General features: G+C 42.0%; 14 protein-coding genes. 7 read left to right on the top strand and 7 right to left on the bottom strand.

Annotated features, from left to right (window positions below):
• Both HWQ23_RS07100 and HWQ23_RS07095 read right to left on the bottom strand, forming a co-directional pair.
• The coding region (locus HWQ23_RS07100) for a tetratricopeptide repeat protein (protein WP_292825548.1) at positions 1 to 1,539 on the bottom strand (1,539 nt) is incomplete at its 3' end.
• Positions 1,536 to 1,736, bottom strand: a complete 201-nt coding sequence (locus HWQ23_RS07095; protein WP_292825545.1) for a hypothetical protein — start codon at positions 1,734 to 1,736, stop codon at positions 1,536 to 1,538. The genes HWQ23_RS07095 and HWQ23_RS07100, both read right to left, overlap by 4 nt.
• A gap of 324 nt (positions 1,737 to 2,060) precedes the next feature.
• Here HWQ23_RS07095 and HWQ23_RS07090 point away from each other — a divergent pair, with 324 nt between their 5' ends.
• From HWQ23_RS07090 to HWQ23_RS07075, 4 genes are read left to right on the top strand one after another with little or no spacing between them, the layout of a single operon-like run.
• Positions 2,061 to 2,336 carry an AbrB/MazE/SpoVT family DNA-binding domain-containing protein gene (locus HWQ23_RS07090; RefSeq protein ID WP_292825542.1) on the top strand — a complete coding sequence of 92 codons (276 nt, stop codon included), beginning with the start codon at positions 2,061 to 2,063 and terminating at the stop codon, positions 2,334 to 2,336.
• Positions 2,337 to 2,359: 23 nt separating this feature from the next.
• Positions 2,360 to 2,629, top strand: a complete 270-nt coding sequence (locus HWQ23_RS07085) for a hypothetical protein (RefSeq protein ID WP_292825539.1) — start codon at positions 2,360 to 2,362, stop codon at positions 2,627 to 2,629.
• A complete protein-coding gene (locus tag HWQ23_RS07080) occupies positions 2,626 to 3,045 on the top strand; it encodes a putative toxin-antitoxin system toxin component, PIN family (RefSeq protein ID WP_292825536.1) in 420 nt (139 codons plus the stop codon). Before HWQ23_RS07085 ends, HWQ23_RS07080 begins: the two co-directional genes overlap by 4 nt.
• Positions 3,046 to 3,079: 34 nt before the next feature.
• Positions 3,080 to 3,676 carry a hypothetical protein gene (locus tag HWQ23_RS07075; protein WP_292825534.1) on the top strand — a complete coding sequence of 199 codons (597 nt, stop codon included), beginning with the start codon at positions 3,080 to 3,082 and terminating at the stop codon, positions 3,674 to 3,676.
• 5 nt (positions 3,677 to 3,681) lie between these two features.
• Here the strand turns inward: HWQ23_RS07075 and HWQ23_RS07070 are convergent, their stop codons facing one another.
• The 5 genes from HWQ23_RS07070 to HWQ23_RS07050 all read right to left on the bottom strand — a co-directional run bounded on the left by HWQ23_RS07070 (position 3,682) and on the right by HWQ23_RS07050 (position 6,553).
• Positions 3,682 to 3,933, bottom strand: coding sequence for a hypothetical protein (locus HWQ23_RS07070; protein ID WP_292825531.1), 252 nt, complete (start codon positions 3,931 to 3,933; stop codon positions 3,682 to 3,684).
• A 60-nt stretch (positions 3,934 to 3,993) separates the two neighbouring features.
• Positions 3,994 to 4,410, bottom strand: a complete 417-nt coding sequence (locus tag HWQ23_RS07065) for a type II toxin-antitoxin system VapC family toxin (RefSeq protein ID WP_292825528.1) — start codon at positions 4,408 to 4,410, stop codon at positions 3,994 to 3,996.
• Complete coding sequence (locus HWQ23_RS07060; protein WP_292825525.1) at positions 4,407 to 4,661, bottom strand: hypothetical protein; 255 nt, start codon at positions 4,659 to 4,661, stop codon at positions 4,407 to 4,409. Before HWQ23_RS07060 ends, HWQ23_RS07065 begins: the two co-directional genes overlap by 4 nt.
• 179 nt (positions 4,662 to 4,840) lie before the next feature.
• Entirely contained in the window at positions 4,841 to 5,821 is a 981-nt protein-coding gene (hemB, locus tag HWQ23_RS07055; protein WP_292825522.1) for a porphobilinogen synthase, read from the bottom strand.
• A 372-nt stretch (positions 5,822 to 6,193) separates the two neighbouring features.
• Complete coding sequence (locus HWQ23_RS07050; protein ID WP_292825520.1) at positions 6,194 to 6,553, bottom strand: DUF4870 domain-containing protein; 360 nt, start codon at positions 6,551 to 6,553, stop codon at positions 6,194 to 6,196.
• A 124-nt stretch (positions 6,554 to 6,677) separates the two neighbouring features.
• Here HWQ23_RS07050 and prfC point away from each other — a divergent pair, with 124 nt between their 5' ends.
• The 3 genes from prfC (at position 6,678) to HWQ23_RS07035 (ending at position 12,012) form a co-directional block, all read left to right on the top strand.
• Positions 6,678 to 8,306, top strand: a complete 1,629-nt coding sequence (prfC, locus tag HWQ23_RS07045) for a peptide chain release factor 3 (protein WP_292825518.1) — start codon at positions 6,678 to 6,680, stop codon at positions 8,304 to 8,306.
• A gap of 305 nt (positions 8,307 to 8,611) precedes the next feature.
• Entirely contained in the window at positions 8,612 to 10,873 is a 2,262-nt protein-coding gene (locus HWQ23_RS07040) for a zinc metalloprotease HtpX (protein WP_292825515.1), read from the top strand.
• 632 nt (positions 10,874 to 11,505) lie between these two features.
• Entirely contained in the window at positions 11,506 to 12,012 is a 507-nt protein-coding gene (locus HWQ23_RS07035; RefSeq protein WP_292825512.1) for an RNA recognition motif domain-containing protein, read from the top strand.
• Positions 12,013 to 12,577: the final 565 nt, after the last annotated feature.

Genomic DNA, 12,577 nt, shown 5'->3' with positions numbered 1-12,577 from the left:
TAGCTCGTAATCATAGTAGCTCACCTGCTTAAGAATTATTTTATAAACACCCTCTAAATTATGAGATAAAGCTATAGCCTGATTGCCAACACTAATTGCTTGTTGATAATCTCCCGAAGCCAGGTAATTTCGACTAATACGCGCTAGTAAAAAGGCTTCGTCCTTACAGTTTCCCGTATTTTTGGATACAGACAAGGCTTGCTGATAATAATTCAGAGCTTGTGGGTATGTTTGCGACTTGCGATAGACATCAGCGATCTTCCTCAGAGTATCACTTTCATGGCTGCGATCGCCAATAATTTGCCAGAGGTCTAATGCTTGCTTATAAACATTTAAACTCTCAGGATATGCCCCTAAAGAGAAGTAAACATCACCGAGAGTCAACAAAGTAGTTGCTTCTGCTGGACGAGTTTTAATCTGACGTTGAATGTTTAAGGCTTGATTGAGGGCATTAATTGCTTCTTGTTTTTCCCCTTGCCGGTTTAGAATATCAGCAATATCGGTAAGTGTGCTTGCTTCGTCGGGCTTACCACCCATCATTTGCCTCAGTTCTAGTGCTTGTTTATAAACTTCAAGGGCTTTTTGATATTCCCCAATTGTGCCGTATCCTAAACCACCAAGCATTTCTAGAAACTCCACCTCACCGCGAAGAATCTCTTGCCTGTGATATTTTTGAACTGTTTTGTTCCATTTTTCTATAAGATTGTTGGTAGCTGCGTCAGAATTAGTGCTTGCTGATTGGTTCGATGAACTCTCTGATTGCTCAATCTTGGGAGGCTTTTTTAATAATGCTAATTTATCAGAACAAGTTGAGCCTTGTAACGCGCCGTAAATCAGACCATACTTAGATGTGCTTTTATATCTCTTCAATTCTGGATCGAGAGTATTAGCTTGCTTGATGTAATCAAAGCTTTGGTTGATTTCACCGAAGGAGATTGCGTAAGTCAAAGCTATGTAATCGAGTATTTGAGCTTGTTCGACAACATCACCTTTTCCTTTCCAGTAATCCAAAGCTTTGTTGTAATAATCAAGTGCTTTCTGTTTTTCCCCTAAATTTTGACTATAAATCTGTCCAATTGTCCAAAAAACAGTAGGTGGCAAGTCGAGAGTTTCAGGAAACAGTGATGGAAGTTTCAGGCTCATATCGATCGCCTTTTGATATTCTCCCATTTGCTTGTAGATCAAAGAAAGTGAACCAGTGGCTGCTCCCTCACAGTCGCGATCGCCTGCTTGACAAATAGGCAACGCTTTCTGAGCATATTCCAAAGCTTTGGGATATTCTCCCCGAACCCAATATAATTTAGCAATGTGATCGAGAGCTTTGGCTTCTTGTTTGCGATCTTTTGCCAAACGCCAATATTTTAGAGCTTCTTCCCATTTAGGAATGACTTGGCTTAATAAGGGTGCATCCTGTTTGCCTAATTGTCCGGCTTCTGCTTCTGCTTTTTCAGCCGCAGCACGGTTGCTGTCTGGGCTATTGGCTTCTCCTCCCCTGTCTGCCACTGCACGGTATATGGGTAAAGCTTCTTGAGAAATCAAATCGGTTTTGCAGTAGCGCGAGTTGCATCTTGTGACGTTGTTCCTGGCTGTTGTGCTATCTGCAACGGTGTACCTCTCGGTGTTGCCCCCACTGCATCAGATAGCAAAACCATACTCAGCAGCAAAGTTAAACTGTTACGGGTAAATTTTGTTAGAAAGCACCAAAAAACCCACTGAGACTTTACACTCCCCATCATTTTTAGCCTCAATCTGTGATTATTAACAACCCTATTCCTGCCGAACCCAGTCCCTAATATTAATAAATTATTTAATTGTCATCAGGGATATTGCTGAAACTTTATATTGATTTTATGGGTGCGATCAAAGTTTACGGTTCTGGTTTCTGTTTTTGCAACGAACTCCCTCGGCAAACCCTGATTTTCTCGTTCTCGCGCTTCCTCGTAGAAGATAAGTCAGGAGAAAAAGTATATATTGCCTAATTACAAGCAATTATTGTCTACGTCCCAGCTAAATGGCATAAATAAAAAGATAAAATCGAATTAGACTCAAATATGAAAATTATGAACACAGCTATTATTGCCAAAGTAACGGCTGATGGAAAGCTAGAAATTCCTCCAGAAGTGTTAGCACAGCTTCAGCCCTCTACTGAGTATGAAGTCTCGGTTACAGAAGATCAGATAGTTTTCAAAAAAACTTATCAACGATTAACACTAAAAGAATTAAGAAAACAAGTGAAAGAGGCTGGTTCAGATCCAAATCAACCAACGCTTGAAGAAATCAGTCAAATAGTCAAAGAAGTTAGACAAGAACTTTGGGCTGATTTAGGTATTCATTAATAATGCAATAAAGGAGTAAATTTATGCAGACAGATCCAATTATCAGAGTCACTGATGAAAAGCAAATAAATCTCCCAGCAGAAATTGAATCTCAACTGATACCTGGTGATGAATACAGAGTAATTGTAAAGGAAAATTGTATTGTTTTAGAAAAAATTACTCAGCCAAATGTAGATTTAGATGATTTTTTACAAAGTCTTGAACAATTAGAACCCGATCCAAATCAACCCACGCTAGAAGAAATTAGTGAAATTGTTAAGGATGTCAGACAAGAGTTATGGTCTAATCCATGAGAGTTATCCTTGATGTAAATGTTTGGATTTCAGCCTTGTTGTGGGGAGGTGTTCCTGGTAAAACCTTGCGTTTAGCAAGAAATCAACAAATTAATATATTTGCTTCTGAATTTTTATTATTAGAACTAGAAACAACTTTAAAACGTGATAAATTTCAACTACGACTACAACAAAGAGGTTATACGGTTGAAAATTTGATTTCTGTAGTCAAGGGTTTATCAAATGATTGTCCAACTATCTCTGTAGATGCTCCTCAATTACGCGATCCAAAAGATACTGTAGTTTTGGCTGCGGCTGTTGCGGCAAATGCGGAAGCAATTGTTACTGGAGATTTAGATTTATTGGTGTTGATAGAATTCAACGGAATTCCAATTTTAACTCCGCAAGATTTTTTAAGTCGTTATTTCTTAGATTAAGTCTTAGCGTTGTTGTCTGAAGGTGTCTTCTGATATGGCATATAGTGATTTCACTTTAGAGAAAGTTAAACATAATTTTCAAATAAATACTATTGAAAGAACTGATATTTTTGCTAATACACCTGATATAGAATGCAGTGATTTATTAAAAGAAATTCTTCAATATAATTTACCTATAGCTATTGCTAGTAATAGTGAAAAAGCTCGCTCAGAGATGATTATTTCTCCAATTTTACTAGATTTGAGACGACAATTAAATGACCAGATAAATTTGTTCTCTGGTGTTGAATTCAATGTTGATGCGGCACAAGGTTTAAATGGAATCTGTGATTTTATAATTACCCGTTCTCCAGAAAGACTAATTATCACTGCACCAGTCATTATTATTGTGGAAGCTAAAAAAGAAAATATTCCTGCTGGTTTAGGACAATGTGTAGCCGAAATGTTAGCAGCCAGAATATTTAACGAACGCGCCGGTAATGAAAATTTGATAATTTATGGAACTGTCACAACTGGAAGTATTTGGCAATTTTTAAAATTAGAAGGTCAATCTATCCAGATTGACTTAAGTGAATATTATCTTAAAGATGTCAATAAAATTTTAGGAATCTTAGCTAGTGGTGTCCGGTGAAAAAATTATAGTTGCTCCCGTTGCACTTCCTTTACCATCTTGCTAATTTTTTCAAGAGTCGGCTGATTGGGGTCAGGGCTTAATTCCTCAATTCGCCGAAACCATTCTTTTATGTCTAAATCTTTCTGTATTTTTTTTAAAACAATAGAGTCTTGTATCAGAGAAACCTCGTATTCATCACCAGGACGAAGTTGTGCTTTTATTTCATCTGGTAGTTCTAGTTCACCTTCGGGCATCACTTTGATCACAAAATCCATAATTGACAACCTTCTTTTTCATATTTTGATGTTAACTGTGTAACGCTTGCGATCGCATCCCTAAAACACCCGCTCAAAAGGCTTTTTGCAATAACGCCGATAAATATTAAAATCACTGTCCAAAGTAGCGATCGCAGCAATATCCAAACGCTCTGAAATGACGATTAAGGATAAATCTGCAAAATCCCCTGGTAAATCTCTGTACTGAGTATTCAACTCAGCAATGCGCGAAAAATCTTGCGGTAATATTTGCTCACACTCGTAGAGTTGTTTAGCAACATCTAGAAGAAACTCATTTTGTGTGCGCCAATCAAAGTTGAGCAACCACACTACTTCTGCAATACAAATGGGCGTAGTCACTAGCCTAGAAGTGCAGTTCTCAAAGAAGCGACGCACCTGTTGATGATACTGATCTCTGGCGCTGTAGTACGCAAACAAAAAGCCGCTATCCGCGAGTATAAGCGGATAGTAGGTCATGAATGCCGCTTGTTGAGATATTGAGCGATCGCTTTCTTTCGATTTGAGCGTTCCGATAAATCCGTTGGTGCATCTTGCAGCAGATGTTCAGGGTGTCCACCCCGCCTCTCAACCAAAGTTTTACCCGCTTGTAAGGTTAGCCACCGTTCAGCAATCAAGCGTCGGATCAACTCACTCTTGTCAGTTTGCTCATGAGCCAAGATATCGGCTAGCTGGCTTTCTGTTTCTTCGTCTAGTCTGACACTGAGCATAGTTTTGTCATACTCGTAATACACGTATGACAAGTATAACGCGGATTAGTTAAATTTTATTTCAATTTCGCACTAGCCCAAGGCAAAATATAGCAATCTCACGCCCAGACACCAAAACACAATTCTGCGTCTTTGCGCCTCTGCGTGAGATTTCTTAAATACTTACTCAATCGCACACCCTACTTTAACCATCGTGCCGCATCTTTGGCATGATAAGTCAAAATCAAATCTGCCCCAGCGCGTTTAAACCCAGTTAAAGTTTCCAAAACTACCCGCTCCTCATCAATCCAACCATTGAGAGCCGCAGCTTTCACCATCGCATACTCACCAGAAACATTGTAAGCCGCAACTGGTAAGTTACTCGCTTCCTTCACCCGCCAGATAATATCCATGTATGCCAAGGCTGGCTTAACCATGAGCATATCAGCCCCTTCAGCGATATCCAATTCAATCTCTTTAAGGGCTTCGCGGGCATTACCTGGGTCCATTTGATAAGTTCTTCTGTCCCCAAATTGTGGTGTCGAGTCTGCTGCATCCCGAAATGGGCCATAATAACCCGAAGCATACTTAGCAGCATAAGACATAATCGGCGTGTCTTGAAATCCGGCTTCATCCAAACCCACGCGAATTGCCTGCACAAAGCCATCCATCATTCCCGAAGGCGCGATGATATCAGCACCAGCTTTTGCTTGAGAAACTGCTGTTTTCTTCAGCAATTCCAGCGTTGGGTCATTTAAAACTCGTCCCGTCAAATCACCAACTTGTAGATAACCACAATGACCGTGGCTGGTGTACTCACACAAACAAGTATCAGCAATTACAATCAAATTTGGCACTGCTGTTTTTACCGCAGTCGCAGCTTTTTGGACGATACCGCAATCATGCCAAGCGCCAGTGGCATCCACATCTTTATCAGCCGGAATCCCAAATAGAATAATTGAAGGAATTCCTAAGTCATAAACTTCTTTTGCTTCTTCGACAATTTTATCTACCGAAAGTTGGTAGACTCCGGGCATTGACTTTACCTCATTAGCGATTCCCTCACCTGGTACGGCAAATAATGGGTAGATTAAATCGCTTGTTGTCAAAACAGTTTCACGAACCATCCGGCGCAGTTGAGGATGAGTACGCAGACGACGGGGGCGATGTATAGGAAACATAAAATTTTATGAAGAAAAACAACGCAAATGGACACAAAATAAAGCGTCACAAAAGCAGGCTAAAATTTTCCTGCCGTCGGACAGACTACAAACAGTGCTTAACTGTCCCTTGCCCTACTCTTAATCAAGTTGTGGGGCAATTTTGTATTCTACAGCTTGCTTGCACCTATCCGACGGACTGGAAAAAAAACAACATACGAAGCAATTCAAAATTCACTCATTCAAAATGGTAAGACCGTCTGTTGGCAAAAAATGTGGCGATTGGGTGTGTGCAAATCAAAGGCATAACAGCTTAATAAAAAATAACCGACAATTAGCAATGCCCCATGCCCCATGCCCCATGCCCCATGCCCAATCCTCATATAATTTGTATTAGAAAACTCGGAAAATATAGGGATAACGAAAGGGTATATCAGGATTATTGAAAACGCCGATAAGCGCCCAAATAGTTAATCCCCAGTGCAATAGATATCCCAGACCGGCTAGTGGCCCCAACAATAATAGTGGTAGCACCAACCAACCGAATAGAAAAAACAGTGCTGCCAGAATGCTTCCATAAAGCCAGACATTAAAGTGGAAATTGATCGATTCTCTGGCGTTTTCTTTAACAACAGGATCATCAGATACGAGCAGTATGGCAATAGGTATACCTACAGATATCACCGTTGTGCTGAAAAAAATCGCTCCATGCGACAGAGCAGATAGAAGCTTTCGCTTGTCTGTGTCGTACATTGCTTTCTCCTATTTAGTCAGATTGTTAGTTATATTACGACCCTATCACGAGCATCGTTGTCTTAAGATTAAAAGACTTGCCAGAGTCCAAAAAAATTAAGTTAGCTAACAAACAAATACACTTATGTCTACTGAACTTGAGTCTGAACTTATTGAAGCGGTTGAACTTCGCCGCAACTTTGCGATTATATCTCACCCGGACGCGGGTAAAACTACACTAACAGAAAAGCTACTCTTGTACGGAGGTGCAATTCACGAAGCTGGGGCGGTTAAGGCGCGGCGGGCACAGCGTAAGGCTACCTCTGACTGGATGGCGATGGAACAACAACGGGGTATTTCCATTACCTCCACTGTGTTGCAATTTGAATACCGGAAATGTCAAATAAATTTATTAGACACTCCCGGACACCAAGACTTCAGTGAAGATACTTATCGTACCCTCGCCGCCGCCGATAATGCCGTGATGCTGATTGATGCGGCAAAAGGTTTGGAACCCCAAACCCGCAAATTGTTTGAAGTGTGTAAGTTGCGGGGTATCCCGATCTTTACATTTATCAACAAGCTCGATCGCCCAGGCAGAGAACCTCTGGAACTGTTGGATGAAATTGAGCAAGAATTGGGATTGCAAACCTATGCGGTTAATTGGCCAATCGGTATGGGCGATCGCTTTAAAGGTGTTTTTGATCGGCACAAGCAACAAATTCACCTGTTTGAACGCAGCGCCCACGGCAGCCGAGAAGCCCGTGATACGATAGTCGAATTAGGTGATCCGAGAATAGAAGAACAGCTAGAACAAAGCCTGTACTACCAACTGAAAAATGATCTGGAACTGTTAGAAGGAGTTGGGCCAGAGCTAGATTTGCAGTTGGTACACGAAGGCAAAATGACTCCTGTGTTCTTTGGTAGCGCCATGACTAACTTTGGTGTAGAGTTATTCCTCAAGTACTTCCTTGACTATGCCCTCAAACCCGGTTCTCACTACAGCAGTGTTGGCGAAGTTCCCCCTACATACCCGGAATTTTCGGGGTTTGTCTTCAAACTGCAAGCGAACATGGACCCGAAACACCGCGATCGCGTCGCATTTATCCGGGTTTGCACTGGTAAGTTTGAAAAAGATATGATGGTGAATCACGCTCGCATTGGTAAACTCATCCGTCTGTCTCGCCCGCAAAAACTCTTTGCCCAAGAGCGGGAATCGATTGATGTGGCTTACCCTGGGGATGTGATCGGTTTGAACAATCCCGGTGTTTTTGCGATCGGGGATACAATTTACACGGGACAAAAGCTCGAATATGAGGGGATTCCGTATTTTTCGCCGGAACTGTTTGCGACGCTCAGGAATCCCAACCCCTCGAAGTCTAAACAATTCCAAAAAGGCGTTGCGGAATTGCGCGAAGAAGGTGCTGTACAAATTATGTATTCAACTGATGAAGCCAAGCGCGATCCAATTTTGGCGGCGGTGGGTCAGTTGCAATTCGAGGTGGTGCAGTTTCGCTTACAAAATGAGTATGGTGTAGAAACCCTACTAGAGGTATTGCCCTACACTGTCGCCCGTTGGGTTGAGGGTGGTTGGGAAGCATTAGAAAAAGTGGGACGAATATTCAATACCACTACAGTTAAAGACAGTATGGGACGGCCAGTGTTGCTATTCCGCAATGAATGGAATTGTCAACAGTTATTGGGCGACCATCCAGAGTTAAAATTAAGCGCGATCGCTCCAGTATTTTCTAGTCAACAACCACTGGAGGAATAATTCACTTGACTAGGAATTTTAGATTTTAGATTTTTTGGTTGAAGCCTCGATGCCACTTGCTTTATGCCGGGGAACCCGTCCACCGCAGTGGCTCCCCCTAGTGGGCGGAGCAAATCCAAAATCCTCAATTTAAAATCCTTGACCCAAGTAACCTTGTGATCAGGGTCAATCCAAAATCCAAAATTCAAAATCCTTGCATTGGTTGACAAGCAAAACTTGAGCGCGGTTGAGTTCCACGGCATCCGAGGTTCGCGCTTTTGCACAAACGTGGATCACCTAGAAGAGATTGGAGTGCCAGAATTTGTATGCCTTCACATGCCAAATCGTCTTTGGAGGCTGGTTTAGTTGCCCTCAAGCAGGGAAATTACCAAACAGCGATCGCTCAACTAGAACCGATTGCTAAGAGCCAAAGCAATGCGACTGCTAGCTTACAAGCCCAGGTTGGTTTAGTGATGGCTTATGCTCGCAGTGGCGAAGTTCCCAAAGCGATCGCTATTTCCCAGAATCTCATTGAGAGTAACAATCTGCAAGTTCAAGAGTGGGCAACACGCGCTCTCGAACACCTGACAAAACGTAAAAAACCTGATCAAGAATCAAAAAATGTCGAAACTGGATTTGTTGCCTTTGATAATTCAACCCCAGTTACTCCCCCAGTTACTCCCCCGGAAACTCCGACATTAGAGGAACCAAATGATCAAGTAATAGAAACCAAGAGCGACGACACCCCGCCGATGGTGCCACTAGTTAGACTCAAAGCTACCGTAGCGACACCACTACCACCTGCTGCGCCCCTAAACGGCTTCATGGGTTCTGTTACCCGCACCCAAGCCAAATTATTCGGCGTTATTTATTGGCGGCAAGCACAACGCGCCAAAGCATGGCAACCCCTACGTAAACCAAAATTAATTCCTTTGCGGCTACTCTCAGCAGGAACATTCATCGCCCTGTTTTGGGTGATCCGAGAAATCCTCAAGTTAGCAATGGGATTTATCAATCAGACTTTAGTCAAACTACCCTATTTGGAGCCGTTGCAGCTTTTATACCGCGACCCTACTAAATTGTTGCTAATAGTATTGGTGATTTTGATTGCAATATCACCTTGGTTGCTGGATCTGCTACTGGCGAACTTGTATGGTCAGCGAGAATTTTCCAAAGATGTATTGAATGCTCATAGTCGCGAAGCCGTCCGGGTGTTACAACGTTGCTGCCAACAACGGCACTGGCCGTTACCCAAACTGCGGATTTTGCCAATAGCTGCACCAATCATCCTGACCTATGGTAGTTTACCACGTAATGCCAGGATTGTTGTGAGTCAAGGGCTATTAGAACAACTAGCAGATGATGAAATCGCCATTATCTACGCCACGCAGTTAGGGCATATTGCTCACTGGGATTTTGCTGTGATGTCTTTGTTGCTGCTGGTGACATTACCAACTTATAAGCTATATCAGCAAGTGTCGGGGTTGGGAGACAAAATCTCAGGGAAAATTTGGCGATCGCCGGTGACAATTTTGGCTAGTCTAATTTATGGAGTTTGGTCTTTGCTGACTGGGACTGCATTGTGGTTATCGAGGTTGCGGCTTTATTATAGCGATCGCGTCGCTGCTGAAATTACTGGTAATCCCAATGCCCTGATTCGCGCTTTACTCAAAATTGCTATTGGCATTGCAGCTGATATCCAAAAACAAGAACACACCAGTTGGCAACTGGAAAGCTTAAATCTCCTGACACCAGTCAGCCATCAACAGAGTCTTTCTTTAGGTACTATTGCCAGCAATCTATCTTTTGAATCCTTTTTAAAATGGGATAATGCTAATCCCTATCGCCAATGGTTTACAATTAATAATAGCCATCCCTTAATGGGCGATCGCATCGAACGCCTCTGCCAAATAGCCCGTCACTGGCATCTAGATACCGAACTACATTTTGCAAGCGTTCCATCAAAGGTTAAGCGTCAGTCTTTTTTATTACAAATCGCTCCCTGGTTGGGAATTCCTCTAGGGGTTCTGTTTGCAGCTTTGGTCTGGCTAACTTGGCAACTAGCATTCGCACTGAAGTTTTTAAATCTAAAGTGGATATATGAAGATTGGTCTTTCATTACAGGCTGCCTTCTGATTGGCTTTAGCATCGGGACAGTGATGCGGATTAACTCTTTCTTCCCCGATATTAAACCTGCCACCCTGCAAACTGACGACTACCTACCCACCCTGTTAGCTGACCCTTCTGCCTTACCCATTGACAGCATCAGCGTGCGTATTGTAGGAAAATTATTAGGTCGTCAAGGCACTAGCAACTCCCTAGCGCAAGATTTAATCTTACAATCAAGCGCAGGCTTGGTGAAATTACACCACATTTCTTGGCTAGGGCAGTCAGTTAATCACCAGGATCTGATCGGTCGGCAAATTATCGTTACAGGTTGGTTCCGGCGAGGAGCAACACCTTGGATCGATATCCAAACCCTGGAAGCTCAAAGTGGTAAAACCATTCATAGCCCTCATCCCATTTGGTCTATTTTTTTGGCAGTTGCAGCCCAGGCTTGGGGCGCATACGTTTTTCTTACTGGTTAGTTATTGGGCAAACAGGGCAAACAGGGCATTGAGCAAATCGGAATGTAAACAAAAGTTGCAGGTTTTCTTTACAAGTGTTACATTTATTCACACAAACAATAACAGCCGACATGACTCAGCACCACAGCTTAGTTGTGAATTCGGATGCTTTTCCCTCGCTCCATACCTTTTACCCTGCCAACACAGCAGCAAATTAACCAGCCACTGGCTGGTTTTTGTTTCAAAATATGCTCCCTTGCATAAAAAAATGTGTTTTATGTTACGATGCATTCATAACTAAGGTCGGAAATGTATGCGCTAAACTAGCTACGTAGAAAATACCGTGGTAATGTAAGGAATGGTATTGATTCTGCGAAAAAGGGCATGGGAGAAAGCGTGTACTTTAGCAGGCACTAGACTATTAAATTTACAATTCTTAGAATTAAGGTGTTATTAGCTCACTATAGTGTGAGCCTTTGGATTAAACAAGCTTGATCCCGACGAAAAACTGTATTGTTGTATAGGTTGACAGTTTCGAGCAAAAAAAATGGTTGATGGCAGTCTTGGTCAATAGCATCTATTTAATTAAAAGCCAAAGCCAAGTAATTGTTTTCTCGCCTTGCCATGTTCATTCAACTCTGGAGGTATAGTTCATGTCCGTTCGCCTATATATAGGTAATTTGCCTAAAGATGAAATAGATCGTCAAGATCTGCAAGCAGTTTTTGCAGCAGAAGGTGATGCTGTAACTACTAAATTAATTAAAGACCGCAAAACTGGCAAATGCCGTGGTTTCGGTTTTCTTACAGTCAACAACGACGAACAAGCTGACGAAATTATTGAAAAATATAATGGTCAGATGTTCAAAGACACTCCCATTAAGCTAGAGAAGGCATTACCTCGTACAAAGGGTGATGAGGGTGAGGAGCAAGCTCCTAAACCAGTTACTCTTGCTAGTAGTACCCCCATTCCTAGCCCTAACAAAGAAGGTAGCCGTCGCGAGAAAAGCTCTAAGAAGCCTCGTCGTGGCGGTGGCGGAGGTGGAGGTTCTCGTGAAAGCACCACCACAACTACCGATTCAGACGCTATTCGTCCAGATCCTCGTTGGGCTTCGGAATTAGAAAAGCTGAAGCAGATGTTAGCTGCACAAACTACAAATTAATCCCTAAGGGAGAGAAATTAAAAATTAAAAATCAGAATTTTTTTTGATTTTTAATTTTTAATTGTTGATTATTATCTAGCTGCTTAGTTAAAATCTACTTGCAGCTAATTTTGTAAGTGCGTGCAAACAGCCCAACCTCCAGAAAATGTGGATTTCAGTCAAATCAAACGACACTTAACAATTCACGCATTCACGCATTCTTGCATTAAAGACATTTTGGCTACGGCACGCTATAGCCAACAGACTCTTATTTAAACCCCGATAGCAACATCCCCGCAGGGTAACTGAGCGGAGTTTCTGTGGCTTTGCCGGAGCGCTACGTGTAATGGTTGGGGTCTTAAACTCTTTAATTTAGGATAAATTTCACGCATTCAGGATACTTACGTAATAGTACAATTTCACGTATTCAGGATACTTATGTAATAGTAGAAAGTATATACTGATACAGCTATATTTCTATAGGTTACTGTTAAAACTTGTTTATAAAAAAATTAAGTTTTTGTGATTAGGCGCATTAAAAAACCTGGTCGATGTGAATGCGATCGCAGTAATTATCTGGATTTGA

The sequence above is a fragment of the Nostoc sp. JL33 genome, from assembly GCF_017114985.1.
Taxonomy (GTDB): Bacteria; Cyanobacteriota; Cyanobacteriia; order Cyanobacteriales; family Nostocaceae; genus Nostoc.
The sequence above is the reverse complement of the archived record's forward strand: the minus strand, read 5'-3'. Positions and strand labels throughout refer to the sequence as shown.